This is a genomic window from Lelliottia wanjuensis (assembly GCF_030238365.1).
Classification (GTDB): Bacteria; Pseudomonadota; Gammaproteobacteria; order Enterobacterales; family Enterobacteriaceae; genus Enterobacter; species Enterobacter wanjuensis.
The window spans coordinates 12,200-36,988 of record NZ_JASSOT010000066.1; the positions used below are offsets into that span (position 1 = coordinate 12,200).

Below are 24,789 nucleotides of genomic sequence, written 5' to 3' on the forward strand. Positions count from 1 at the left end.
AATTAGCGGTCCACATCTGACATAACAAAATCGATACTACCCAGATACACAATCAGGTCGGAGACCAGACTGCCGCGAATGGCGGACGGGATCTGCTGCAGGTGCGCAAAGCTCGGCGTACGAATACGCGTACGGTAGCTCATGGTGCTGCCGTCACTGGTCAGGTAGTAACTGTTAATACCCTTGGTCGCTTCCACCATCTGGAAGGATTCCTGGGCTGGCATGACCGGGCCCCATGAAACCTGCAGGAAGTGCGTGATCAGGGTTTCGATATGTTGCAGCGTGCGCTCTTTCGGTGGCGGCGTCGTCAGCGGGTGATCCGCTTTGAACGGGCCTTCCGGCATGTTGTTGAGGCACTGCTCAAGGATGCGCAGACTCTGACGCAGCTCTTCCACTTTCAGCATCACGCGGGTGTAGCAGTCGGATACACCGCCGCCAACCGGGACTTCGAAGTCGAAGTTTTCGTAGCCAGAGTATGGACGGGCTTTACGCACGTCGAAATCAATACCGGTCGCACGCAGGCCGGCACCGGTGGTGCCCCACTCCAGCGCTTCTTTCGCGCCGTAAGCGGCCACGCCTTTGGAACGGCCAATCAGAATGGTGTTACGCAGCGCGGCTTTCTCGTAAGAGGCCAGACGCTTCGGCATCCAGTCGAGGAATTCACGCAGCAGGCGATCCCATCCACGCGGCAGATCGTGTGCCACACCGCCGATACGGAACCAGGCCGGGTGCATACGGAAACCGGTGATGGCTTCAACCAGATCGTAGATTTTCTGACGGTCGGTAAACGCGAAGAACACCGGCGTCATCGCCCCGACGTCCTGAATGAACGTGGAGATATAGAGCAGGTGGCTGTTGATACGGAACAGTTCAGAGAGCATGACGCGGATAACATCAACGCGTTCTGGCACTTTGATACCGGCCAGTTTCTCTACGGCCAGCACGTAAGGCATTTCGTTCACGCAGCCGCCGAGGTACTCGATACGGTCGGTGTACGGAATGTAGCTGTGCCAGGACTGGCGCTCGCCCATCTTCTCAGCACCACGGTGGTGGTAACCGACGTCAGGAACGCAGTCGACAATCTCTTCGCCGTCGAGCTGAAGAATAATACGGAATGCACCGTGCGCAGACGGGTGGTTTGGACCGAGGTTGAGGAACATGAAGTCCTCGTTGTCGGTGCCACGCTTCATGCCCCAGTCTTCCGGCTTGAAGGTCAGCGCTTCCATCTCCAGATCCTGTTTGGCTTTGGTCAGCTCAAACGGGTCGAATTCGGTGGCGCGTGCCGGGTAGTCTTTACGCAGCGGGTGGCCGGTCCAGGTCTGCGGCATCATGATGCGCGTCAGGTGCGGGTGGCCATCGAAGGTCATGCCGAACATTTCCCAGGTTTCGCGCTCATACCAGTTCGCGTTCGGGAAAAGTTTGGTGATCGTCGGCAGATGCATGTCGTTTTCAGACAATGCCACCTTGAGCATGATATCCCGATTGCGGTCTATTGAGATCAGGTGGTAGAAAACGGAAAAATCCGCCGCGGGTAAGCCGTGACGGTGGGTGCGCAGACGCTCATCCATGCCGTGTAAGTCAAACAGCATGACGTAAGGTTTAGGTAATTTCTTTAAGAAATCGACTGCTTCCAGCAATTGTTCACGCTTGACCCAAACAACGGGTACCCCGGTGCGGGTGGCCTGAACAGTAAAGGCATCCGGCCCAAAACGGTTGCGCAGTTCGCCGATGACCGGGTCATCGAGATGATCCCGGGTTTGCCATGCGGCATCTTGCGCGGTTAAGTCGGTCATATTGTTCACCATTGCAAATGGTCCGTGGTGACTGTTAAGCCTGGCTTCGCGCTATTTGTATAGTGATATGCGAAGGTTTTTCTCCAGGCCTACAGGCGCAAATTAAATTTCGTCAGGCGTACGCAGATTGGTCACTGCAATACGTTCTCCGCGTTTACGCTCGCGCTCAGACTGCATATTGGCGCGGTACACGCCCTGGTCACCAACCACCCAGGAAAGCGGACGGCGCTCTTTGCCGATCGACTCCTGCAGCAGCATCAGCGCCTGCATGTAAGCTTCCGGACGCGGCGGGCAGCCAGGGATGTAAACATCCACCGGGATAAACTTATCGACGCCTTGCACTACGGAATAAATGTCGTACATACCGCCCGAGTTTGCACAAGCACCCATGGAAATAACCCATTTCGGCTCGAGCATCTGGTCGTAAAGACGCTGAATGACGGGCGCCATTTTGGTGAAGCAGGTTCCCGCTACCACCATCAGGTCAGCCTGACGAGGTGATGCACGCAGTACCTCAGCACCAAAACGCGCAACGTCATGCACCGCAGTGAATGACGTCACCATTTCAACGTAGCAGCAAGAAAGACCAAAGTTGTATGGCCAGATGGAGTTCTTACGACCCCAGTTGACCATATCGTGCATGGCATGTTCGAGCTTGCCCATGTACACGCTTTTGTTGACTTCTTGCTCCAGGGGGTCGGTTACGATCTCCTGTTTTTGCAGGGGGTAACGGTCATTCTCACCGTTAGGATCTATGCGGGTGAGCGTATAATCCATCTTATTGCCTCGCTGTTACTGCTGACGATTAGAGTTACTGTTTTCCGGGTTAACCAGTTCACGGCGTGAACGCACAGGTGTCCAGTCCAGCGCGCCGATGCGCACCAGGTAAACCAGACCGGCCAGTAGCACTAAAATGAAAATTGCGGCTTCGACAAAGCCAATCCATCCACTTTCGCGGATTGAAGTTGACCATGCGAACAGGTAGAGCGCTTCAACGTCGAAGATGACGAAGAACATGGCCACCAGATAGAACTTGGCGGACAGGCGTAAGCGAGCGGTACCTACCGAATCGATACCCGATTCAAATGGGGTGTTTTTGTGCCTTGCGCGGGCGCGACCGCCCAGGAACCAGCCACCGACTAACATCAGGCAGCACAGGCCTATGGCAACGATAAGAAAGATTGCGAATGCCCAATGATGAGCGACGACTTCTGTGGATGTTGACATACTCATTGCTTACTCATCAAAAGTGATATCTACAGCTCTGCTCTTGCTGGCAGATGGACATCACATCGATTCATGGGGAGGAACAAATAACCTTACACCGACTGTCAGAAATGAGACATAGACAGCAAAATGATGTGGTTTTTTACTCCTTTCTATAACCTTTTGTCAACTTTAACAAAGGTTTCTTCACATTAAATCACATAGATCGATTCTCATTAACATTTCATGCCCTTTAACCCTGGTGGGTCGATGACTTTACGTCAACCGCATGGTGTTGAATCGTGTCCGTTTTGAAGTAAAAGAAATATTACCCCCCCTATTTTGACAGGATTTGCTGCTGATTCCTCCCCCCAAATAGGAGTATTTTCTTGATCTGAGACACGCTTTTGTTAATCCAATCCAAAAAACGGCAACATTTTTGCTGGTTTTTTAACATCAACACTGCAAACAGAATAACAAAACGCGAAACGTTTAAAAATCGAGCAAATATACTCATTACTATGATAATTAAACACTTTTTAAAATATCCCTAAAGATAATGACGATATTTTTGTCAAAAAAAAACCACTCCGCGAAAAATCCGCACGAGTGGTTCTTTTTTACACTTACAAATTGTTACGAGATTATTAGAGCCTGATCACTCAAAATCCCCTTCAACCACCAGGGAATCGCCCCCCCCTTCGGGAGTAACATTCTCGAATTGCCACGGATTGTGGTAGCTCACCATCGCTTCAAAGACGATTTTTGCCAGCTCATTATTGCTGCCCGGGTTATGGCACAGCAGATACTCCGTGTCAGGTAATGACGGTAATCCGTCAGATTTGCCTAAAACGCGCAAATCCGGGCTCATCATCTCAACAGGACGAGCGGTCACGCCAAGTCCCGCTTTCACGGCGGCGCGAACCGCAGGCAGCGTGGAAGCCACATAGGCTAAGCGCCACGGAATATTGGCTTCATTCAGCGCGGACAACACCATATCGCGGAACGGGCTGGGATCGTCCAGCAACACCAGCGGAATAGGCTCACCTTTTTGCAGCACATATTCCGCCGCGCAATACCAGTGCGTCGGCGACGTGCGCAGCGTCAGGCAATCAAATTGCCCAGGGCGGTGCGTTGTCACAACCAGATCAACTTCATGGTCTTTCAGCATATCAATCATGAAGGCATTTCGTTTGACGCTGACATCCAGCGCAAGCTTCGGATAAACCGAACTGATGCGATTAAGTAAAAACGGCAATATCGTATCAGCGGATTCATCAGAAGCGCCTAACGTTAAAACGCCCTGAAGATTGCTAAACATTAATGACATACATGCTTCATCATTGAAGCGCAGAATCTTCCTTGCGTAACCCAGTAACTGGATCCCGTGCTCGGTTAAGAGCTTATTACGACCATGGCGTGCAAAGAGCTCTTTGCCCACCAGCTGCTCGAGTCGCTGCATTTGTTGGCTCACCGCCGACTGGGTACGGCAAACAGCGGCGGCGGCGGCGGCAAACGTATTGAGATCAGCGACCGCAACAAAGGTTCTCAGCAGATCGAGGTCGAGATTCATTATCGGACGATTTGCATTTATCATATCTATTCACTTACAAGTTGCTCGTGCGGAGCTGCCCGACCGGCAGACTACATGACAGATAGTTATTGGCTGGTGTATAGCAGAAGTCAGAAACAACGTTCCATGACGATATTTTTATTCTCTTAAATGTTCAGGATATTTTTAGGTTTTGCTGATTTAGGTAAATTCCATTAAAGAAACTACACATCATCACCTTTTTTCACGCAACACGGGCACAGCAGTAAAGGTGTTGCCTATCCAGTATAGTAGAGATAATTCTAACAATAACAATCAACTAATTCAGGAAAAACGGGAGGAAATACACGTTATTGTAAACATTCCTCTCTTTTCCTGAGACAACATCTTAACCCAAATCCACTTTATTTATAAGTATTATTGCACCATTAATGATTAATCGATGTTGATTAACGGCTAAACTAATTTTATTAAAATTAACGAAAGTTAAGATTTCGGCCTCAATAATATATAAACATTAATTTAGATTAGCTTTATCCATTAATAATGCTTAACATTATTTTCACACGCGCAACCTTTGACCAATTCCCCCATTGAGCAAAGATATTAAGAAGCATTCCAGTTTTACGAAAGGTCACCCGAGGAAATCATTGCAATCTCATCGTTTCCCTACCAGAGAGCGGTTTTTCGCAGGGTAAAATACATTAAAAACCACCGCAAACGCGATAATAAACTGCACTTGTCTGATAACGCAATGCTTTAAACGACCAAACTACCCTGCTGGCAGATAAATAGATTACGTCTTATTTTCGCATCCCGGCAAAATCTTCTTCTGTACACCCTTCAAAACGCAGCGCGGTGGGAGTACATTGTTCCGTGCTGACTTCCACGGCAGGGAGTGGCAACAACAGCTAAAAGGTCAACGATTCATGTCCCCTATCGAAAAATCCAGCAAATTAGATAACGTCTGTTACGACATCCGCGGTCCGGTTCTCAAAGAGGCAAAGCGCCTGGAAGAGGAAGGCAACAAGGTCCTGAAACTCAACATCGGAAACCCTGCGCCCTTTGGTTTTGACGCGCCGGACGAAATCCTGGTGGATGTGATCCGTAACCTGCCCACTGCGCAAGGCTACTGTGATTCAAAAGGACTCTACTCCGCCCGTAAAGCCATCATGCAGCACTATCAGGCCCGTGGGATGCGCGATGTCACCGTTGAAGATATCTATATTGGTAACGGCGTTTCCGAACTGATCGTGCAGGCGATGCAAGCCCTGCTGAACAGCGGCGATGAGATGCTGGTGCCTGCGCCGGATTATCCGCTGTGGACTGCGGCCGTTTCCCTCTCCAGCGGCAAAGCGGTGCACTATCTGTGCGACGAATCCGCCGACTGGTTCCCGGATCTCGACGATATCCGCGCCAAAATCACCCCGCGCACGCGCGGTATCGTGATTATCAACCCGAACAACCCGACGGGTGCGGTCTACTCCAAAGAGCTGTTGATGGAGATCGTGGAGATCGCCCGTCAGCACAACCTGATCATCTTCGCCGATGAGATTTACGACAAGATCCTCTACGACGCAGCGCAGCACCACTCGATTGCGACGCTGGCTCCGGATCTGCTGACCGTCACCTTTAACGGCCTGTCGAAAACCTACCGCGTGGCCGGTTTCCGTCAGGGCTGGATGGTTCTGAACGGCCCGAAAAAGCACGCTAAGGGCTACATCGAAGGGCTGGAAATGCTGGCCTCGATGCGCCTGTGCGCCAACGTTCCGGCGCAGCATGCGATTCAAACGGCGCTCGGCGGCTATCAGAGCATCAGCGAATTTATCGTGCCCGGCGGTCGCCTGTACGAGCAGCGTAACCGCGCATGGGAGCTGATCAACGATATTCCTGGCGTCTCCTGCGTGAAGCCTAACGGCGCACTCTACATGTTCCCGAAAATTGACGCTAAACGTTTCAATATTCACGATGACCAGAAGATGGTGCTCGATTTCCTGCTGCAGGAAAAAGTGCTGCTGGTTCAGGGAACCGCGTTTAACTGGCCATGGCCGGACCACGTGCGTATCGTCACCCTGCCGCGTGAGGATGACCTGGAAATGGCGATTAGCCGGTTCGGACGCTTCCTCTCCGGTTATCATCAGTAACCTCCCATCAGGCTGCCACTGGCAGCCTGATTTGCATCTTGCCTCCCCTCGCCGCACAATGAACGCTGTCGCAGTGCAAGACAAAAGGTATTCTATGAGTCAAAGTCATTTCTTCGCCCATCTCTCCCGCCTGAAACTCATTAACCGCTGGCCGCTGATGCGCAACGTGCGCACCGAAAATGTGTCGGAACACAGTTTGCAGGTGGCGATGGTTGCTCACGCCCTGGCCGCCATAAAAAACCGCAAATTCAACGGTAACGTCAATGCCGAACGCATCGCCCTGCTGGCGATGTACCACGACGCCTCGGAAGTGTTAACCGGCGACCTGCCGACGCCGGTGAAATATTTCAATTCGCAGATTGCCCAGGAATATAAGGCTATCGAGAAGATCGCCCAGCAGAAACTGGTGGATATGGTGCCAGAAGAGCTGCGGGATATTTTTGCGCCGCTGATCGATGAGCATCAGTGCACAGAAGAGGAAAGATTGCTGGTGAAACAGGCCGATGCCCTGTGCGCCTATCTCAAGTGCCTCGAAGAGTTGTCCGCCGGAAACAACGAGTTTTTACTGGCGAAAACGCGACTGGAAAAAACCCTCGAATCACGCCGCAGCGAAGAGATGGATTATTTCATGCAGGTGTTTGTGCCGAGCTTCCATCTGTCGCTGGACGAGATTAGCCAGGATTCACCGCTTTAGTCGTCTGTTATGCCCGGCGGCGCTACGCTTGCCGGGCCTATAAAACCCTTATCGGGATGCCAACAACGATGTCAAAACGGGAACAGCACCGGAATCAACACCACGCAAACCAGCATCACCAGAATGGTGAACGGCACCCCGAGCTTCACGAAATCGCTGAATTGATAGTTCCCCGGCCCCAGCACCAGCGTATTCACCGGTGACGAGACTGGCGTCATAAACGCCGCCGACGCCGCCATCGCCACCATCATCGCAAACGGATACGGCGACACGCCCATCGACTTCGCCATCGCCAGCGCAATAGGTGCCATCAGCACCGCCGTCGCGGTATTGGAGATAAACAACCCGATGGTAGCGCACATCACGAACAGACAAATCAGCATCATGTACGGGCCATAGCCCCCGCCGACGTCCATCAGCCCTTTCACCACCAAATCCACACCGCCTGTTTTTTGCAGCGCCAGCGCGAACGGCATCATACCGACGATCAGAATAATGCTCGGCCAGTGAATAGCTTTGTAGGCGCTCTCGGCGTCGATGCAGCGGAATTTGCCCATCAGCAGGCAGGCAATAATCGCCGCGATGGGGTTAGGAATTTCGTCGGTGAGCATCAGGGCGACCATCAATACCAGACAGAATATGGCATGCGGAGCCTGACTGTGGGCCGGTGAGGCGTCGCTCTCTTCGACAGGCATATTGAGCACCACAAAATCGCGCCCTTTTTGCCCGAGTTGGCTGATAAGCTTCCAGTTGCCGACCACCAGGAAGATATCGCCCAGCTGTAGCGGCTCATCCACTACCGCCCCTTCCATCGCAACGCCGTCGCGTTTCAGGCCGACGACGTTCAGGCCGTAGCGGGTACGGAACCCGATTTCACGCACGGTTTTGCCCAGCAGTTCCGACTCAGGGATCAGCGAGACTTCCGCCATCCCCACGTCCAGCGCCTGGTCGGAGAAATACTCGCCGCGCAGCACCATCGGCTCCAGCAGCTGTTCAGTGCAGAACTCACGCAGATCCACGTCCGCCGTCGACATATCAATCAGCAGGACGTCGCGGGCGCGGAACTCAGACACCCCGTTCACATTCACAATCACGCGACGGAACCGCCGCCAGCGCTCGACGCCAATGATATTCGCGCCGTAGCGTTCGCGCAGTTTGAGATCGTCCAGACGCTGACCAATTAGCGGTGAGCCGGGGCGGATCGCCAGACGACGCGCGCGCCCGGTGAGGCGATACTCTTTGATCAGATCGCGGAAAGTGCGCCGACGCCAGCCGTCGCCTTTTTTGTGTTGCGTATCGCCCTTCAGCGCAAAGCGGGTCAGAAGCATGTAAATCACGCCAAGCACCAGCACGACCAGGCCAATCGGCGTCACGCTGAAGAAGCTAAACCCGGCATAGCCTTCACGCAGCAGTTCGCTGTTCACCACCAGGTTCGGCGGCGTCGCGACAAGAGTCATCATGCCGCTAATCAGCCCGGCGAAACTCAGCGGCATCATCAGCCGCGACGGCGAGGTCTGCATGCGCATCGAGACGCTTAACACCACCGGAATAAAGATCGCCACCACGCCGGTGGAGCTCATAAAAGCACCCAGCCCGGCGACCGTCAGCATCAGGTAGATGAGCATTTTGGTTTCGCTGCTGCCCGCCACTTTCACCAGCCAGGCACCCATCACCGTGGCGACGCCGGTGCGCACCAGCCCGTCGCCGATGATGAACAGCGCGGCAATCAAAATGACGTTGGGATCGCTAAAACCGGAGAAGGCTTCGGAGAGCGTTAAGGTGCCGCTCAGAACAAACGCGACGATAACCAGCAGAGCAACGGCGTCCATGCGCACTTTGCCGGTTGCAAAGAGAATGATGGCGATAGCAAGAAGGCTCAGCACCCAAATCAGTTCACCGTTCACAACATATCCTTGTCAGGGAAAGGGAGGGAAATTTTGCCATAAAAAGGCCCCAACAATGTGGGGCCAAATCATGGGTTTACATTTTCAGGGAGACGGTAACATTTCCGTCCGATCCCTTGTGGACCGAGAGCGCGGCAAGCGACGTGAGCGCGAAATCCACTTCGTCGAGCCGGGTCGAACCGGCCGGAACATTCACCGCAATCACGTGGCTTCCGGCGTTGAGCCCCGCCAGCACACCGGCGGCGGCGTCTTCGATCACTACGCAATCCTTCGGATGAATACCCAGCAGTTCCGCGCCTAATAAAAACGCATCCGGCTCCGGTTTACCGCGCTTCACACGTTCAGCGGTGACGAACACTTCGGGCATCGGCAGGCCTGCGGCCTTGTGGCGGGCATGAGCGACGGGAATTGAACCCGAGGTCACAATCGCCCAGGGGATCTGCGCTTCGTTCAGATGCTGGAGCAGCTCAAGCGCGCCCGGGAGTGCCGCAATACCCTCGACATCCTGAGCTTCAATTTGCTCCAGATATTTGAACTCCGCCTGAATCTCCTCTTCGGTTCTTCCGGATAAGAAGTGGCGTAAAGAGGTAATGGCCTGTTTGCCATGGATGAAATTCAACACATCCTGATGGTCGATGCCATGCCTGTCGGCCCAATGGCACCACGAGCGCTCGACAACCGGCAGCGAATCCACCAGCGTACCGTCCAGATCAAACAGAAAACCTTTACACTGCACACTCACCCCCTCAGGCGTTAATAATTTGCTGAATCTCGTTGCTGCTTAAATGGTACTGACGCGGGCAGGCGTGCCACGCGCTTAACATACGCTGATATTTTTCCCACATCGGCGTCTGGGAGTTGAAGCCATGAGTACCGGCATCAAAATGGGTGTAGCGCCCTTCGGTGTTCACCATAAAGCGAACATAGCTCAGGTAGCGAGATTCGGTCGCCACGTCAAAACCAAGGAAGGTTACGCGGCGCTCATCGATGGTTTGAGCATCTTTCAGATTGGTCCAGGAAACATGCAGCGCGTGGTACATCTCCATGATGTCGATGACGGTGCGGCACGTCTCTTCTTTCAGTTCACCAAATTCACGATCCAGCTCGCGCATCTGCAAGCCAAAGCCACGTTCGACGATAGTCTGCAAGCGGCGATAGCGCTCAGCGTTGTCGGGATCAAGCATAGTCATCATCTTGTACTGATTGGACAAAATCAGACGTTGAGCGTTGGTCATTTCCATCTTTCGACTCCTGTTGCGCGTTGCACTCAAAAAAAAGACACGGTAACTGATTGTTACTGTGCCTTCTTTTCGTGACCGTTTCGATGATCAATCACAAGTCATCAAGGAATGTTTTATCAAGTTGCTTAAAAGCGCGCTTGAGCGTGTCGGCCAGCGCCTGGTAATCCGGCTTGCCTTCAACCGGGGCCAACGCCTGACCGGCTTCCTGAAGTTTCCCGCGCACTTCATAAAACCAGTGTAAAATAGTAGGTGGCAGCGGTGTGACAGAACGTTTGCCCAGCCACCACAGTCCTTGCATCGGAAGTGTTAGCGCAAACAGCGCCGTCGCGACGGCCGGGCCAAGCTGGCCACCCAGCGCAATTTGCCAGCACAGGGTAAAGACGGCGATAGGCGGCATAAAGCGGATCGCATAGCGGGTGATGCGGATGACGCGGTTATCGATAAACACCGGGGCAAGGCGCTTTTCCAGGGGCCACGTCTTTGCGTAATGCTGGCCCCGACGAAACAGGCTAAAGAAGCTCACGGAGGGGTTCTCTGGTGTCGACATGGCTGTACCTCAACTTCACATATAAAAATTAAAATTTTCGTGCAAATCCACAACAAGCCATGACAACGTTCAAAATATTTTGTCATCGCTACCCAGTATCGGGTATTCTGTGCCAGCCTGATTGGGCCTTAGACGAGAATCGTTAACTCGTCAAATTATCGCATATTATGCCATTGTCTGAAAATCGTTCAAAATGGCATAAAATCATATGGATTTCTTTCATCCTGCCAGAATGTTCGTTTGGCATGATGTTAATCATAAATGTCTGGGTCATCTTGCGCTACGCTACGAGACTCACTGACGTTTTTTTAGCCACGTATCAATAATAGGTACTTCCATGTCGAGTAAGTTAGTACTGGTTCTGAACTGCGGTAGCTCCTCACTGAAATTCGCCATCATCGATGCGCTCAACGGTGAAGAGTACCTCTCTGGTTTGGCCGAATGTTTCCATCTTCCTGAAGCACGTCTTAAGTGGAAAATGGACGGCAGCAAACAAGAAGCGGCTTTAGGTGCAGGCGCCGCTCACAGTGAAGCGCTGAACTTTATCGTTAACACTATTCTGGCACAAAAACCAGAACTGTCTGCTCAGCTGACTGCAATCGGTCACCGTGTTGTTCATGGCGGCGAGAAGTACACCGGCTCTGTAGTGATCGACGAATCCGTGATTCAGGGTATCAAAGATGCAGCCTCTTTTGCACCGCTGCACAACCCTGCGCACTTGATCGGCATCGCGGAAGCGCTGAAATCCTTCCCGAATCTGAAAGACAAAAACGTCGCTGTCTTCGACACCGCGTTCCATCAGACCATGCCGGAAGAGTCTTACCTCTATGCCCTGCCGTACAGCCTGTACAAAGAGCACGGCGTACGTCGCTACGGCGCACACGGCACCAGCCACTTCTACGTCACTCAGGAAGCGGCCAAGGTTCTGAACAAACCTGTTGAAGAGCTGAACATCATCACTTGCCACCTGGGCAACGGTGGTTCTGTTTCTGCTATCCGCAACGGCGAGTGTGTTGATACTTCCATGGGTCTGACCCCGCTGGAAGGTCTGGTGATGGGTACCCGTTCCGGTGACATCGACCCGGCGATTATCTTCCACCTGCACGACACCCTGGGCATGAGCGTTGATGCGATCAACAAAATGCTGACCAAAGAGTCTGGCCTGCTGGGTCTGACCGAAGTCACCAGCGACTGCCGTTACGTTGAAGACAACTACACCACCAAAGCTGACGCTAAACGTGCAATGGACGTTTACTGCCACCGCCTGGCGAAATACATCGGTTCTTACACCGCGCTGATGGATGGTCGTCTGGATGCGGTTATCTTCACCGGCGGTATCGGTGAGAACGCGGCAATGGTTCGTGAACTGTCCCTGGGCAAACTGGGCGTTCTGGGCTTTGAAGTTGATCACGAGCGTAACCTGGCTGCCCGTTTCGGCAAGTCTGGCTTCATCAACAAAGAAGGCACCCGCCCGGCTCTGGTTATCCCAACCAACGAAGAGCTGGTCATCGCGCAAGACGCGAACCGTCTGACTGCCTGATTCCACACCGCCAGCCTAGCTGGCGGTGCTGTTTTGTACCCCGCCCGATGCGGCGGTAACCAAAAGAGGATAAACCGTGTCCCGTACTATTATGCTGATCCCTACCGGAACCAGCGTCGGCCTGACCAGCGTCAGCCTTGGCGTTATCCGTGCTATGGAACGCAAAGGCGTTCGCCTGAGCGTCTTTAAGCCTATCGCCCAGCCTCGTGCCGGTGGCGATGCGCCAGACCAGACCACCGCCATTGTGCGTGCGAATTCCGGTCTGCCAGCGGCTGAACCGCTGAAAATGAGCCACGTTGAGTCTCTGCTCTCCAGCAATCAGTCCGATGTGCTGATGGAAGAGATCATCGCCAATTTCCACGCGAATGCGCAAGACGCAGAAGTGGTGCTGGTTGAAGGCCTGGTTCCGACGCGCAAACACCAGTTTGCTCAGTCTCTGAACTTTGAAATCGCCAAAACCCTGAACGCTGAAATCGTGTTCGTGATGTCCCAGGGTACCGATACCCCGGAACAGCTGAACGAGCGTATTGAGCTGACTCGCAGCAGCTTCGGCGGCGCGAAAAACACCAACATCACCGGCGTTATCGTTAACAAACTGAACGCACCGGTTGATGAACAAGGCCGTACCCGCCCTGACCTGTCTGAAATTTTCGACGACTCTTCCAAAGCGAAAGTCGTGAAAGTGGACCCGGCTCAGCTGAGCGCAAGCAGCCCGCTGCCAGTTCTGGGCGCGGTGCCATGGAGCTTCGACCTGATCGCCACCCGTGCGATCGACATGGCGCGTCACCTGAATGCGACCGTGGTTAACGAAGGCGACATCAACACCCGTCGCGTGAAATCGGTGACCTTCTGTGCGCGCAGCATTCCGCACATGCTGGAACATTTCCGCGCAGGTTCCCTGCTGGTAACCTCCGCTGACCGTCCTGATGTGCTGGTTGCAGCCTGTCTGGCCGCGATGAACGGCGTTGAGATCGGTGCAATCCTGCTGACCGGCGCTTATGAAATGGACCCTCGCGTCAGCAAACTGTGCGAACGTGCGTTCGCCACCGGCCTGCCAGTGTTCATGGTGAACACCAACACCTGGCAGACCTCTCTGAGCCTGCAGAGCTTCAACCTGGAAGTGCCGGTTGATGACCATGAGCGTATCGAGAAAGTTCAGGAATACGTTGCAAGCTACATCAACGCTGACTGGGTTGAGTCTCTGACTGCGACCTCCGAGCGTAGCCGTCGTCTGTCTCCACCAGCCTTCCGCTACCAGCTGACCGAGCTGGCGCGTAAAGCCGGTAAACGTGTTGTTCTGCCAGAAGGCGACGAACCGCGTACCGTGAAAGCAGCCGCTATCTGTGCTGAGCGCGGAATCGCGACCTGTGTGCTGCTGGGTAATCCGGATGAAATCACCCGCGTTGCCGCGTCTCAGGGCGTTGAGCTGGGTTCTGGTATCGAAATCGTCGATCCAGACGTGGTCCGCGAGAGCTATGTTGCCCGTCTGGTTGAGCTGCGTAAGAGCAAAGGCATGACCGAAGCCGTTGCTCGCGAACAGCTGGAAGACAACGTGGTGCTGGGTACCCTGATGCTGGAGCAGGATGAAGTTGACGGTCTGGTTTCTGGTGCTGTTCACACCACCGCGAACACCATCCGTCCGCCGCTGCAGCTGATCAAAACTGCACCAGGCAGCTCTCTGGTCTCTTCTGTGTTCTTCATGCTGCTGCCTGAACAGGTTTACGTTTACGGCGACTGTGCGATTAACCCGGATCCAACGGCTGAGCAGCTGGCTGAGATCGCTATTCAGTCTGCGGACTCCGCGATTGCCTTCGGTATCGAACCACGCGTGGCAATGCTCTCCTACTCTACCGGTACCTCCGGTCAGGGTAGCGACGTTGAGAAAGTGCGTGAAGCGACCCGTCTGGCGCAGGAAAAACGTCCTGACCTGATGATCGATGGTCCGCTGCAGTACGACGCCGCGGTGATGGCTGACGTTGCGAAATCCAAAGCGCCGAACTCTCCAGTTGCAGGTCGCGCTACCGTGTTCATCTTCCCGGATCTGAACACCGGTAACACCACCTACAAAGCGGTACAGCGTTCTGCCGACCTGATCTCCATCGGGCCGATGCTGCAAGGTATGCGCAAGCCGGTGAACGACCTGTCCCGTGGCGCGCTGGTTGACGATATCGTCTACACCATCGCTCTGACCGCGATTCAGTCTTCACAGCAACAAGCGTAAGGCTTAAAAGCCCGGTGGCGCTGACGCTTACCGGGCCTACGGTTTTGTAGGCCGGATAAGCGAAGCGCCATCCGGCAAAAAAAAGGCGACCATTTTACTGGTCGCCTTTTTTATTTACAGCAGCTCTCGCGACGCCGAGACAATATCGTGTGCCGTCAGGCCATACTCTTTTTGCAGGAAATCCTGCGTCCCGACCTGACCGTAGCGCTCCTTCACCCCCACGCGACGCATCGGCACCGGGCACGTTTCGACCAGCACTTCCGCCACCGCAGACCCTAATCCGTTGTGAATGCTGTGATTCTCACAGGTGACAATCCGCCCGGTTTTCTCGGCGTAGTTTTTCACCAGCATCCGGTCGATAGGTTTCAGGGTAAACATGTCGATCACCGCCGCGCTGACCCCTTCTTGCTCGAGCTGGCGCGCCGCTTCCAGCGCTTCCGCCACCATAATGCCGTTGGCAATAAGAGTAATATCGCTCCCCTCGCGCAGCACGTTGCCTTTGCCAATGGTGAACGTGGAGCCTGGCGCATAGACGCTCGGGGCCTGCTTGCGAATGGTGCGCACCCAGTAGAACCCGTCGAGATCGATAAGCTGGCGCAGCACATCTTCGAACATCACGGCATCGGTGACTTCCAGCACCACCGAATGCGCCAGACCGCGTACAATCCCCATATCCTCAAACGACATATGGGTGCCGCCGTTGTGACAGGCCGTGACGCCCGCGTCCGAGGCGATCACTTTGACATTATTGCGCTGATAATCGAGCGACATAAACAGCTGGTCAAAGCAGCGACGGCTGGCGAATGCCGTAAAGGTATGCACAAAAGGTTTGCGCCCGGTCAGCGATAAACCCGCCGCCGTACCAATAACGTTGGCCTCCATAATGCCGCAGTTGATCACGTGCTGCGGGTAATCACGCGCCACGCCGTCCATCGCCATTGAGCTCATCAGATCTGCTTCGAGGGCGATAATCTCGCTTCCGGCTTCAATCTGGCTGGCCACGAAACCGGCGTACACTTTGCGCATCTCGATAGCGTCTTTTTGTCCTGCGGGTGCAACCTTAATCATTTGCGGCCTCCAGTTGGCGAATCGTCTCATTCAGCGCGGCTTTGACGTCGTCCGTCAGTCGCAGGTGGTGGGAGTTGCTTAACTGCTCCAGATACGGCACGCCCTGCCCTTTGATGCTGTCGAGGATCACCACCCGCGGGCGGGCCTCGGCGGCAGGCGGCTGCGAAACGGCCTCCAGCAGCCCGGGCACGTCATCTCCTTTGACCGTCACCACATCGAAGCCAAAGGCGCGGAATTTCCCTTCGAGATCGAACGCGCAGATGATCTCGTCCAGCTCACCGTCGAGCTGCTGTTTGTTCCAGTCGACAAAAATGGTCAGATTGTTCAGCCGGTGATGGGCAATAAACTGGAAGGCTTCCCAGCACTGGCCCTCGTTCAGCTCGCCGTCACCGACGATGCAGAATACCCGGTTTGGACGCCCCGCCAGCTTGTGTGACAGCGCCATGCCGCCCGCAATCGAGATCCCCTGCCCGAGAGATCCGGTGGTCGCATCCACGCCGCGCGTTTTCAGGCGGTCAGGGTGGCTCGGGAGACGCGTCCCGTTCTGGTTCAGGGTGCTGAGCTCTTCCACCGGGAAATAGCCTTTAATCGCCAGCGTACTGTAGAGTGCCGGGCCCGCATGGCCCTTGGAGAGCACGAAGTAGTCGCGTTCCGGCCAGTCGGGATCGGCCGGATCGATTTTCATCACCGCGCCGTAGAGCACCGCCAGGGTTTCCACTACCGACATACTGCCGCCGTAATGTCCGAACCCCAGCTGCGTTAAGGATTTGAGCGTTTCCACGCGGATCTCGCGCGCCAGTCGGGTCACTTCTTTCACATTCATGATTTGGCTCCGGTGTTTTCCTGCGCGTTACCGCCCGCAGTTTTGTTTTTAGCGAACAGGTTGTAGGCCACCAGCACGGCAAACAACGCGACGACGAGGCCGGTGATAGCAAACGGTGACAGATAGCGCGCCAGGTTGCCCAGCACGATCCCCACCGCGCCAAAGTCGGCGTCTGAGAAGGTGGTGTTAGCGAATCCAATTGCCCCCAGCACCGGCAGCAGCATCACCGGCAGGAAGGTAATCAGCAGGCCGTTGGCAAAGGCACCGATCATCGCCCCGCGACGCCCACCCGTTGCGTTGCCGAACACGCCAGCGGTTGCCCCGGTGAAGAAGTGCGGCACCACGCCCGGCAGGATCAGCACCCAGCTAAACTGTCCGCACAGGAACAGCCCGACAATCCCGCCGAGGAAACTGAACAGGAAGCCAATCAGCACGGCGTTAGGCGCATAGGGATAGACCACCGGGCAGTCGAGGGCTGGACGCGCATTCGGCACCAGTTTTTCGGAGAATCCGGTGAAGGCCGGGACGATCTCCGCCAGAATCAGGCGCACACCCTGCAGGATGATGAACACACCTGCCGCGAAGGTGATCGCCATGATGATGGCGTAAACCAGATAGTTTTGGCCGCCGCTAAAGGTGGCTTCGACGTACTCGCGCCCGGCGCTGACGGCCATGATCAGGTAGATAATCATCATGGTCAGCGAGATAGAAATTGAGCTGTCGCGCAGGAAGCTTAAGTTCTTCGGCAGGTTCATCTCTTCAGTAGAACGCGAACCTTTCCCGCACTTGCTGCCGATCCAGCCGGAGAGCACGTAGCCCAGGGTGCCGAAGTGACCAAAGGCGATATCGTCATTGCCGGTGATGCGCTTCATATAGCGTTGCGCCAGAGCCGGGAAGAACGCCATGATCAAGCCCAGAATCAGCGAGCCGGTAAAGACCAGGCCGATGCCTTCGAAACCCGCCACCGTCAGGATCACGCCGATCATACAGGCCATATAAAAGGTGTGATGCCCGGTGAGGAAGATGTATTTCAGACGCGTAAAGCGGGCGACAATAATATTCGCCACCATCCCGAAGGCCATAATCAGCGCCGTGGATGCGCCGTATTTCTCCAGCGCAATCGAAACAATCGCTTCGTTATTCGGAATAATGCCCTGAATACTAAAGGCGTGTTCAAACATCCCGCCTAATGGATTTAACGAGCCCACCAGCACCGTGGCACCACCGCCCAGCACAATAAAACCGAGAATGGTTTTAATGGTACCTTTTACCACATCAGAAAACGGCTTTTTCTGCGCCACCAGTCCAATTAAAGCAATTAAGCCCACCAGCACTGAGGGGACTTTTAAAATATCAACAACGAAATTCAGCGTTTCAAGGATAAACATATCCACCTCGCCTCAACAGGGTTATTGTTTCGCGAACCAGGCGCTGAGCTGCGCTTCGAGTTCATTGATATCGATAATGTTGGTGATCACCACCAGCTGGCTTTCCGGCACGCTTGCGCTGGCGGCGATGTCTTTTGCCATCACGAACAGGTCAGCGGCTCCCGGTGTGGCCGAGGAGAGATCGGAGTGCTCCACCTCAGCTTCAATATTTAATTTCTTAAGGACTTTTTTGATATTCATTTCGACCATAAAACTGCTGCCCAGGCCGGAGCCGCAAATCGCCATAATTTTCATTGTTATGCCTTTTTTGAGTAGAGTACGTCCGCATCACGCATCGGCGTAATGAGTCAATTAATCGGAATGGGTAATAACGTCAGAAGCGTTCGATAATGGCTTTTATTTCCTCCCGCGTATTAACGTTATGCAGTTCGGCCAAATCCTCATCACTGGAAAATAATTCGGCCAGCGCAGAGATCATTTCGATATGGCTGTGTTTATCGGGTGCAGCCAGCATAATAATAATATCTACCGGATCGAACTCTCCGGCACCAAATGCGACTCCCTGTTTCAGTTTTAATAATGAGAGGCCAAGCCCTTTCGCCCCTTCTTCTGGCCGCGCATGCGGCATTGCCAGCCCTGGTGCCAGCACGTAATAAGGTCCTAACTTGTGATGCTGTTCGACAATCGCCGTCACATACTCCGGGGAGATGACGTTCATCTCCAGCAGCGGTCTGGCGCACAGCTCCAGCGCCTGCGGCCAGTCCTCAACGCTCTCTTCCAGCGTGATGGTTGCATCATGTATCCAGCTTTTGAGCACTTTCTTCTCCCGCCTGAGGTCAATGATGAACAAACTTTATGCAAGCCCATCGCGGATAGCTGCGATCCGGATCACAAAGATAGCGCTACCAATTTCGAACATTCAGAATTGTGATAGCGCTATCAAATTGGAATCCGCATGGGAAATCACAGTAAAAAAAGGGATTTAAGGCGTATACTCAAATTCATGTGAAGCGAAGGATGATAAGAAAAACGCGTCTGGTCACCAGGAATTTGTATGTCTCTAACCCGAAAACGACGTAGTACCGGCAAAGTGACTATCTCGGATGTCGCGCAGCTTGCCGGTGTGGGTACTATGACGGTGTCCCGCGCATTGCGCACGCCTGAGCAGGTTTCCGATAAGCTACGAGAAAAAATTGAAGCGGCAGTGCAGGAGCTGGGTTATATGCCCAATCTTGCGGCCAGCGCGCTGGCGTCAGCATCGTCCAGGACCATTGCGATGGTCGTGCCCAATCTGGCAGAGGACGGTTGTTCCGATATGTTTGCCGGATTGCAGCAGGTCCTGCAGCCCGCCGGATACCAGATTATGCTGGCGGAATCGCAGCACAGGCCTGAGCAGGAAGAGAAATTGCTGGAAACGCTGCTCGCCTCGAATATTGCGGCGGCGATTTTACTCAGCGCGGAACACACGGATACCGTTCGCCACTGGCTAAAAAACGCCTCGATCCCGGTGATGGAAATGGGCGCGATGCGTGCCGACCCGCTGGATATGAATATCGGCATCGACAACGTCGCGGCGATGTACGAACTCACCGAACTGGTGATTCAGCGCGGCTATCAGAATATCGGGCTGTTGTGCGCCAATCAGGAGCAGTGGATTTTCCAGCAGCACCTGCAGGGCTGGTACAAAGCGATGTTGCGCCACCATATGTCGCCCAATCGGGTGATTAACGCCGCGCTGCCGCCGAACTTCTCGACGGGGGCGTCGCAGCTGCCGGAGTTTTTACTCGCCTGGCCTGAGCTGGATGCGCTGGTCTGCGTCTCTGACGAACTGGCGTGCGGCGTGCTGTATGAATGTCAGCGCAGACGCATCAAGGTGCCGGACGATCTGGCAGTGGTGGGTTTTGGCGATAGCGACGTGAGCCGCGTCTGTCAGCCGCCGCTGACGACCATGGCGGTGCCACATCGGAAGATTGGTGTTGAAGCGGGACGCGCGCTGCTGGAGCGCTTAAATGGCGACGACTGGCGCGATCAGAAACCGATCGCCTCCAGTCTGTGCTTGCGGGAAAGCTGCTGAGATTTACTCAGCCTGCTCCTGCTTCTCAGGTTTTGCGGATTCATTTTTGGCGTTGCGGCTCATCCACAGCGCCAGGGCTTTCAGTGAGTCCGGCGTAAATTCATCGCAACGGGCGGTGATCTCTTCTGGCGTCATCCAGCTCACTTCGCTCACCTCTTCTTCCTGAAGCGCGAATGGCCCGTGGGAAACGCAGCTGAACAACCCGCCCCAGACGCGACAATGTTTGTCCTCAAAGTAGAACAAACCGTGCTCGGCAAAGGGGACACCGGCGATGCCTAACTCTTCTTCGGCTTCACGACGCGCGGAATCCAGCAGGATTTCATCGGCCTGAACGACGCCGCCTGCCGTTGCGTCCAGCATGCCTGGCATAAAGTCTTTCGTTTCAGTACGTCGCTGTACCAGGATCTTGCCCATACCGTCGTGAACAACGATGTAGGTGGCGCGATGGCGCAGACGTTCAGCCCGCATTTGCTCGCGGCTGGCCTGTGCAATCACTTCATTGTCTTCGCTGACAATGTCTACCCACTCTGTACTTGCCAAATGACTCTGCTCCACCATCGGGAACCCTTCTCGTTAAGCGCTCTTTTGGCGCGTTTGACTTTTGAGGTGTAACTTACGGATTAATGCTGACCTGCGCAATAACTTGCTGATCATTAAGTGCGATAACGCTCAAGAGATTCTCATCCAGAAGGCCATAGCTGGGAGGATGTCCCCCTTTCGGAATGCTGATGGAGCCTGGATTGAAATGAACGATATCCCCGTGTAATGCCGCCACCGGAATATGAGTATGACCGTAAACCAGCACATCGCCAGTCGCGAGCGGCGGCAGATTCTCCGGGCCAAAAAGATGTCCGTGAGTTAAAAACAGACGGGTATTTTCCAGCAACACCTGCTGCCAGGGGGCCGTTATCGGGAAGTGAAGCAGCATCTGGTCGACTTCGCTGTCACAGTTGCCGCGCACCGCAATAATTTTATCCGCGTACTGATTCAGTTTTTCCGCCACCTGCGCCGGAGCGTAGCCTTCCGGGAGCGCATTGCGCGGCCCGTGGTTGAGCACATCACCGAGGATTATCAGCCACTGCGCACCGCTTTCCACAAAGCGTGACAGCACGCGTTCCGTCGCGGGCAGCGACCCGTGAATATCCGATGCAAACATGAGTTTCATCAGGGACTCCTTTCAAATGATCACTGCCCTATGATACCTGAACCCACGGGGTTTATCAGCCTGCGCGCTTTGCTGAGAGCGCCACAAAACGCTGCACGGAGGCGCGCTGCCACTGGAATGAAGCGTAATCGGCCAGCGCTTGTGGCACCTCGTCGCCATTCAGCACCAGGCGGTTGAGCATCAACGCCAGATCGGCATCGGCGATGCACCATTCCCCAAACAGATTCGGGTTGCCGTGCTCCAGCAGTTTCGCCGCCGTTTCGAAGAGTTTACTGGCGCTCGCCGCGCCCGCGTCGTTGAGCGCAGGCTTTTTCGCCCCGCCGAAAATCACATCCGTCGAGCGCTGTTCGCGAATCGGCCCCAGATCGCTCCTGAGCCACGCCTGGATCTGTCGCGCCCGCGCGCGCTTTTGCAGATCGTGAGGATAGATGCGCTCCCACTCCGGCGGCGCAAAGCGATCTTCCAGGTATTCATCGATCGCCGAGGATTCGCTGAGCTCAAACCCGTCAATTTCCAGCACCGGCACGCGACGCGTCAGCGCATAACCCTGCCACTGCGGTTTGAGGTGATCGCCGCGATCCAGGTCAACGGTTTTGACGTTAAATGTCAGCCCCTTCTCCGCCAGCGCGACATACACACTCATCACATAAGGCGAGAAAAAGTTGGTATCGGACCACAGGGTAATCGCAGGTTGGCTCATAACATCCTCATCGGCTGATCGGTTTTCATCCAACATATAATCTCTTTGCGTTCCTGTCACTTGATGAAAACTCACGATTTATGCGCAGCGCCTATACTCGTTTTTATGGCATGAAATAATGTAAGGACAGGAGTTGAGATGATAGACCTCTATTTTGCCCCGACCCCCAACGGACACAAGATCACGCTATTTCTGGAAGAGACGCAGCTGGATTATCGTATTATCAAAGTGGATATCAGCAAGGGCGATCAGTTCCGGCCTGATTTTCTCGCCATCTCGCCCAACAATAAAATCCCCGCTATTGTCGATCACGCTCCGGCGGACGGCGGCAGGCCGCTGAGTCTGTTTGAATCCGGCGAGATCCTGCTTTATCTGGCGGAGAAAACTGGGAAGCTGCTGAGCGGCGAACTGCGCGAGCGCCACCACACGCTACAGTGGCTGTTCTGGCAGTCGAGCGGGCTTGGCCCAAGCCTCGGGCAAAACCATCACTTCAACCATTTCGCCCCGCAGCCGATTCCTTATGCTATCGAACGCTATCAGGTGGAGACACAGCGGCTTTACGGCGTGATGAACAAGCGGCTGGAAAAATCCCCGTGGCTGGGCGGGGACCATTACAGCATCGCCGATATTGCCTGCTGGCCGTGGATCAACGCCCACGTGCGCCAGCGAATCGACCTTGCGACTTATCCCGCCGTGAACAACTGGTTCGAGCGAATTCGCAATCGCCCGGCGACAGAACGCGCGATGCAGAAGGCGCAACAAATTTAAGCGCCCGCCCCGTTGGGCGCGCCGAAAATCCTCATGTATTATGATCTGAATAACAAACAGAGGAAGCCTGCAATGTCACAGCATGACGCTATTATTCGTATAAAAAACTTACGCTTACGCACTTTTATCGGCATTAAACCTGAAGAGATTGAAAATCGTCAGGACATCGTGATTAACGTGGTGATCCACTACCCGGCCGAGAAAGCGCGCGCCAGCGAAGACATCAACGATGCCCTGAACTATCGCACCATCACCAAGAGCATCATTAAGTACGTGGAGAATAACCGCTTCTCATTGCTGGAAAAATTAACTCAGGATGTGCTCGACATCGCACGCGAACATCACTGGGTCACTTATGCTGAAGTGGAAATCGATAAACTTCACGCGCTGCGTTACGCCGACTCGGTCTCCATGACCCTGAGCTGGCAACGCTAAGCGCAATCCCGGAGGTAGTATGAAGATTCTGGTGACTGGCGGTACAGGCCTGATTGGTCGTCATCTCATTTCGCGTCTGCAGGTGCTGCATCATGAGATTACCGTGGTGACGCGCAATGCAGAGAAAGCCCGTCAGGTGCTGGGAAAAGACGTTGGCATCTGGAAGGGCCTCGCTGAGCATCAGAATCTGGACGGCTTCGACGCCGTCATCAACCTCGCAGGCGAGCCTATCGCCGACAAACGCTGGACCGAAGAGCAAAAACAGCGGCTGTGCGAGAGCCGCTGGAACATCACGCAAAAGCTGGTCGATCTGTTCCACGCCAGCACTACCCCGCCGTCGGTGCTGATTTCCGGCTCGGCGGCCGGGTATTACGGCGATCTCGGGGAAGTGGTCGTCACCGAAGAAGAGCCGCCGCACAACGAATTCACCCACAAACTCTGCGCGCGCTGGGAGCAAATCGCCTGCGGCGCGCAAAGCGACACGACTCGCGTCTGCCTGCTGCGAACCGGCGTGGTGCTGGCGCCTAAAGGCGGCATTCTGGCGAAGATGTTGCCGGTGTTTAAACTTGGTCTCGGCGGCCCGATGGGCAGCGGTCGTCAGTATCTGGCGTGGATCCACATCGACGATATGGTCAACGGCATTCTGTGGTTGCTGGATAACGATCTGCACGGCCCGTTCAATATGGTTTCGCCCTATCCGGTGCGTAACGAACAGTTCGCCCATGCGCTGGGCCACGCCCTGAAACGCCCGGCGGTTCTGCGCGCCCCAGCCACCGCCATTCGCCTGATGATGGGCGAATCGTCAGTGCTGGTGTTGGGGGGGCAACGCGCCCTGCCAAAACGGCTGGAAGCGTCAGGGTTTGCGTTTCGCTGGTATGACTTAGAAGAAGCCCTGGGAGATGTGGTGGGTTAAATCTGCCGTGTCGCTTATGGTAGAGTCGTACGTCAGACTCCCCAGAATGGCGACACTATGGCGACAATCACCACTCCCCGACTTCAGCTTTCCCCGTTCAAACCCTCCGACTGGGCGTTCTTCCGCTCGCTGCGCGAAGACCGCGCTATCATGCGCTATATGGCGGCCATCGGCCCTGAAAAAGAGACGCGACGGTTGTTCGCCATCCGCCTCGCGGCACCGCATACCTTCGTGATCCGCTCCCGTCATGATGACACGCCGCTAGGCGATATCGGCCTGCAAATCAGTGCGAAGTATCGGGAAGAGGCGGATATCGGCTACACGGTGATCCCGCAGGCGCAGGGAAAAGGCATTGCCAGCGAGGCGCTGCGCGCGGTGTGTGACTATGCATTCACTGAGACGGGCGTGAAAGCGATCAATGCCTACGTTTTGGCGGATAACGCCGGTTCCGTGCGGGTGCTGGAAAAGATGGGTTTTGTGCGCACTCAGGTGTTGGAAAAAGCCTATGAGATCGATGGCGTTCGGTATGACGACTGGGTTTATCGGTTGGAGTGTGGTGCGGGCGGCACTGCGTTTGCCCGGCCTACATAACTCGTAGGCCCGGTAAGCGCAG

Annotated in this window: 25 protein-coding genes; 9 read left to right on the plus strand and 16 right to left on the minus strand. The window is 54.7% G+C overall.

Annotated features, from left to right (window positions below; translation table 11 throughout):
• Nucleotides 1-2: 2 nt before the first annotated feature.
• From nuoC to lrhA, 4 genes are all read right to left on the minus strand, one after another.
• Nucleotides 3-1,805, minus strand: coding sequence for an NADH-quinone oxidoreductase subunit C/D (gene nuoC / locus QQF33_RS19070; RefSeq protein ID WP_282493640.1), 1,803 nt, complete (start codon nt 1,803-1,805; stop codon nt 3-5).
• A gap of 90 nt (nt 1,806-1,895) precedes the next feature.
• Nucleotides 1,896-2,570: an NADH-quinone oxidoreductase subunit NuoB gene (gene nuoB / locus QQF33_RS19075; RefSeq protein WP_003861482.1), complete on the minus strand. Its 675-nt coding sequence runs from the start codon at nt 2,568-2,570 to the stop codon at nt 1,896-1,898.
• A gap of 15 nt (nt 2,571-2,585) precedes the next feature.
• Entirely contained in the window at nt 2,586-3,026 is a 441-nt protein-coding gene (nuoA, locus tag QQF33_RS19080; protein ID WP_282493641.1) for an NADH-quinone oxidoreductase subunit NuoA, read from the minus strand.
• Between the two features lie 631 nt (nt 3,027-3,657).
• Nucleotides 3,658-4,596: a transcriptional regulator LrhA gene (gene lrhA / locus QQF33_RS19085; protein WP_282493642.1), complete on the minus strand. Its 939-nt coding sequence runs from the start codon at nt 4,594-4,596 to the stop codon at nt 3,658-3,660.
• Nucleotides 4,597-5,480: 884 nt separating this feature from the next.
• On the opposite strand from lrhA, the gene alaA reads away from it, so the two are divergent.
• Nucleotides 5,481-6,695: an alanine transaminase AlaA gene (gene alaA, locus QQF33_RS19090; RefSeq protein ID WP_095282753.1), complete on the plus strand. Its 1,215-nt coding sequence runs from the start codon at nt 5,481-5,483 to the stop codon at nt 6,693-6,695.
• 94 nt (nt 6,696-6,789) lie between these two features.
• Nucleotides 6,790-7,389, plus strand: coding sequence for a 5'-deoxynucleotidase (gene yfbR, locus QQF33_RS19095; protein ID WP_285146777.1), 600 nt, complete (start codon nt 6,790-6,792; stop codon nt 7,387-7,389).
• Nucleotides 7,390-7,460: 71 nt separating this feature from the next.
• On the opposite strand, the gene QQF33_RS19100 is transcribed toward yfbR, so the two are convergent.
• From QQF33_RS19100 to yfbV, 4 genes are all read right to left on the minus strand, one after another.
• Nucleotides 7,461-9,293, minus strand: coding sequence for an SLC13 family permease (locus QQF33_RS19100; RefSeq protein ID WP_285158426.1), 1,833 nt, complete (start codon nt 9,291-9,293; stop codon nt 7,461-7,463).
• Between the two features lie 76 nt (nt 9,294-9,369).
• Nucleotides 9,370-10,029, minus strand: coding sequence for a sugar phosphatase (locus QQF33_RS19105; RefSeq protein ID WP_285158427.1), 660 nt, complete (start codon nt 10,027-10,029; stop codon nt 9,370-9,372).
• Between the two features lie 10 nt (nt 10,030-10,039).
• A complete protein-coding gene (locus QQF33_RS19110; protein ID WP_095282756.1) occupies nt 10,040-10,534 on the minus strand; it encodes a YfbU family protein in 495 nt (164 codons plus the stop codon).
• Between the two features lie 91 nt (nt 10,535-10,625).
• On the minus strand, nt 10,626-11,081 hold the full coding sequence (yfbV, locus tag QQF33_RS19115) for a terminus macrodomain insulation protein YfbV (protein ID WP_282493646.1): 456 nt from the start codon (nt 11,079-11,081) through the stop codon (nt 10,626-10,628).
• A 337-nt stretch (nt 11,082-11,418) separates the two neighbouring features.
• On the opposite strand from yfbV, the gene ackA reads away from it, so the two are divergent.
• Together ackA and pta are read left to right on the plus strand one after the other, a co-directional pair.
• Nucleotides 11,419-12,621 (plus strand): acetate kinase, encoded by a 1,203-nt coding sequence (gene ackA / locus QQF33_RS19120; RefSeq protein WP_282493647.1) that lies wholly within the window; start codon nt 11,419-11,421, stop codon nt 12,619-12,621.
• Between the two features lie 76 nt (nt 12,622-12,697).
• The gene (gene pta, locus QQF33_RS19125) at nt 12,698-14,842 is read left to right on the plus strand and encodes a phosphate acetyltransferase (RefSeq protein WP_285149253.1); all 2,145 of its coding nucleotides are present in this window, start codon (nt 12,698-12,700) and stop codon (nt 14,840-14,842) included.
• A gap of 114 nt (nt 14,843-14,956) precedes the next feature.
• Here pta and QQF33_RS19130 read toward each other — a convergent pair whose 3' ends face one another.
• The 5 genes from QQF33_RS19130 to QQF33_RS19150 all read right to left on the minus strand — a co-directional run bounded on the left by QQF33_RS19130 (nt 14,957) and on the right by QQF33_RS19150 (nt 18,938).
• Nucleotides 14,957-15,910, minus strand: coding sequence for a transketolase family protein (locus QQF33_RS19130; protein ID WP_285149252.1), 954 nt, complete (start codon nt 15,908-15,910; stop codon nt 14,957-14,959).
• On the minus strand, nt 15,903-16,733 hold the full coding sequence (locus tag QQF33_RS19135) for a transketolase (RefSeq protein ID WP_285149251.1): 831 nt from the start codon (nt 16,731-16,733) through the stop codon (nt 15,903-15,905). The genes QQF33_RS19130 and QQF33_RS19135 overlap by 8 nt, the downstream gene beginning before the upstream one ends.
• Nucleotides 16,730-18,121: a PTS ascorbate transporter subunit IIC gene (locus QQF33_RS19140; protein ID WP_282493650.1), complete on the minus strand. Its 1,392-nt coding sequence runs from the start codon at nt 18,119-18,121 to the stop codon at nt 16,730-16,732. Before QQF33_RS19140 ends, QQF33_RS19135 begins: the two co-directional genes overlap by 4 nt.
• 21 nt (nt 18,122-18,142) lie before the next feature.
• Nucleotides 18,143-18,415, minus strand: coding sequence for a PTS sugar transporter subunit IIB (locus QQF33_RS19145; protein ID WP_095282763.1), 273 nt, complete (start codon nt 18,413-18,415; stop codon nt 18,143-18,145).
• A 79-nt stretch (nt 18,416-18,494) separates the two neighbouring features.
• Nucleotides 18,495-18,938, minus strand: a complete 444-nt coding sequence (locus tag QQF33_RS19150) for a PTS sugar transporter subunit IIA (RefSeq protein ID WP_282493654.1) — start codon at nt 18,936-18,938, stop codon at nt 18,495-18,497.
• 237 nt (nt 18,939-19,175) lie between these two features.
• On the opposite strand from QQF33_RS19150, the gene QQF33_RS19155 reads away from it, so the two are divergent.
• Nucleotides 19,176-20,195: a LacI family DNA-binding transcriptional regulator gene (locus tag QQF33_RS19155; RefSeq protein WP_282493655.1), complete on the plus strand. Its 1,020-nt coding sequence runs from the start codon at nt 19,176-19,178 to the stop codon at nt 20,193-20,195.
• Between the two features lie 3 nt (nt 20,196-20,198).
• Here QQF33_RS19155 and yfcD read toward each other — a convergent pair whose 3' ends face one another.
• From yfcD to yfcF, 3 genes are read right to left on the minus strand one after another with little or no spacing between them, the layout of a single operon-like run.
• Entirely contained in the window at nt 20,199-20,753 is a 555-nt protein-coding gene (gene yfcD, locus QQF33_RS19160) for an NUDIX hydrolase YfcD (RefSeq protein WP_282493656.1), read from the minus strand.
• 55 nt (nt 20,754-20,808) lie between these two features.
• A complete protein-coding gene (gene yfcE, locus QQF33_RS19165; protein WP_285149250.1) occupies nt 20,809-21,360 on the minus strand; it encodes a phosphodiesterase in 552 nt (183 codons plus the stop codon).
• 55 nt (nt 21,361-21,415) lie between these two features.
• Nucleotides 21,416-22,060, minus strand: a complete 645-nt coding sequence (gene yfcF, locus QQF33_RS19170; RefSeq protein ID WP_285158428.1) for a glutathione transferase — start codon at nt 22,058-22,060, stop codon at nt 21,416-21,418.
• 138 nt (nt 22,061-22,198) lie between these two features.
• Here yfcF and yfcG point away from each other — a divergent pair, with 138 nt between their 5' ends.
• From yfcG to QQF33_RS19190, 4 genes are all read left to right on the plus strand, one after another.
• On the plus strand, nt 22,199-22,828 hold the full coding sequence (gene yfcG, locus QQF33_RS19175) for a GSH-dependent disulfide bond oxidoreductase (RefSeq protein WP_285146789.1): 630 nt from the start codon (nt 22,199-22,201) through the stop codon (nt 22,826-22,828).
• Between the two features lie 72 nt (nt 22,829-22,900).
• Complete coding sequence (folX, locus tag QQF33_RS19180; RefSeq protein WP_282493663.1) at nt 22,901-23,263, plus strand: dihydroneopterin triphosphate 2'-epimerase; 363 nt, start codon at nt 22,901-22,903, stop codon at nt 23,261-23,263.
• A gap of 19 nt (nt 23,264-23,282) precedes the next feature.
• Nucleotides 23,283-24,176 (plus strand): TIGR01777 family oxidoreductase, encoded by an 894-nt coding sequence (locus tag QQF33_RS19185; protein ID WP_285158429.1) that lies wholly within the window; start codon nt 23,283-23,285, stop codon nt 24,174-24,176.
• A 57-nt stretch (nt 24,177-24,233) separates the two neighbouring features.
• Nucleotides 24,234-24,767, plus strand: coding sequence for a GNAT family N-acetyltransferase (locus QQF33_RS19190; protein ID WP_285158430.1), 534 nt, complete (start codon nt 24,234-24,236; stop codon nt 24,765-24,767).
• The last annotated feature ends 22 nt before the right edge of the window (nt 24,768-24,789 follow it).

What these genes read in the sequence shown, in the direction of transcription:
- nuoC (WP_282493640.1), bottom strand. Translation starts at nt 1,805, where the DNA reads ATGGTGAACAATATGACCGACTTAACCGCGCAAGATGCCGCATGGCAA.
- nuoB (WP_003861482.1), bottom strand. Translation starts at nt 2,570, where the DNA reads ATGGATTATACGCTCACCCGCATAGATCCTAACGGTGAGAATGACCGT.
- nuoA (WP_282493641.1), bottom strand. Translation starts at nt 3,026, where the DNA reads ATGAGTATGTCAACATCCACAGAAGTCGTCGCTCATCATTGGGCATTC.
- lrhA (WP_282493642.1), bottom strand. Translation starts at nt 4,596, where the DNA reads ATGATAAATGCAAATCGTCCGATAATGAATCTCGACCTCGATCTGCTG.
- alaA (WP_095282753.1), top strand. Translation starts at nt 5,481, where the DNA reads ATGTCCCCTATCGAAAAATCCAGCAAATTAGATAACGTCTGTTACGAC.
- yfbR (WP_285146777.1), top strand. Translation starts at nt 6,790, where the DNA reads ATGAGTCAAAGTCATTTCTTCGCCCATCTCTCCCGCCTGAAACTCATT.
- QQF33_RS19110 (WP_095282756.1), bottom strand. Translation starts at nt 10,534, where the DNA reads ATGGAAATGACCAACGCTCAACGTCTGATTTTGTCCAATCAGTACAAG.
- yfbV (WP_282493646.1), bottom strand. Translation starts at nt 11,081, where the DNA reads ATGTCGACACCAGAGAACCCCTCCGTGAGCTTCTTTAGCCTGTTTCGT.
- ackA (WP_282493647.1), top strand. Translation starts at nt 11,419, where the DNA reads ATGTCGAGTAAGTTAGTACTGGTTCTGAACTGCGGTAGCTCCTCACTG.
- QQF33_RS19130 (WP_285149252.1), bottom strand. Translation starts at nt 15,910, where the DNA reads ATGATTAAGGTTGCACCCGCAGGACAAAAAGACGCTATCGAGATGCGC.
- QQF33_RS19135 (WP_285149251.1), bottom strand. Translation starts at nt 16,733, where the DNA reads ATGAATGTGAAAGAAGTGACCCGACTGGCGCGCGAGATCCGCGTGGAA.
- QQF33_RS19140 (WP_282493650.1), bottom strand. Translation starts at nt 18,121, where the DNA reads ATGTTTATCCTTGAAACGCTGAATTTCGTTGTTGATATTTTAAAAGTC.
- QQF33_RS19145 (WP_095282763.1), bottom strand. Translation starts at nt 18,415, where the DNA reads ATGAAAATTATGGCGATTTGCGGCTCCGGCCTGGGCAGCAGTTTTATG.
- QQF33_RS19155 (WP_282493655.1), top strand. Translation starts at nt 19,176, where the DNA reads ATGTCTCTAACCCGAAAACGACGTAGTACCGGCAAAGTGACTATCTCG.
- yfcD (WP_282493656.1), bottom strand. Translation starts at nt 20,753, where the DNA reads ATGGTGGAGCAGAGTCATTTGGCAAGTACAGAGTGGGTAGACATTGTC.
- yfcE (WP_285149250.1), bottom strand. Translation starts at nt 21,360, where the DNA reads ATGAAACTCATGTTTGCATCGGATATTCACGGGTCGCTGCCCGCGACG.
- yfcF (WP_285158428.1), bottom strand. Translation starts at nt 22,060, where the DNA reads ATGAGCCAACCTGCGATTACCCTGTGGTCCGATACCAACTTTTTCTCG.
- yfcG (WP_285146789.1), top strand. Translation starts at nt 22,199, where the DNA reads ATGATAGACCTCTATTTTGCCCCGACCCCCAACGGACACAAGATCACG.
- folX (WP_282493663.1), top strand. Translation starts at nt 22,901, where the DNA reads ATGTCACAGCATGACGCTATTATTCGTATAAAAAACTTACGCTTACGC.
- QQF33_RS19185 (WP_285158429.1), top strand. Translation starts at nt 23,283, where the DNA reads ATGAAGATTCTGGTGACTGGCGGTACAGGCCTGATTGGTCGTCATCTC.
- QQF33_RS19190 (WP_285158430.1), top strand. Translation starts at nt 24,234, where the DNA reads ATGGCGACAATCACCACTCCCCGACTTCAGCTTTCCCCGTTCAAACCC.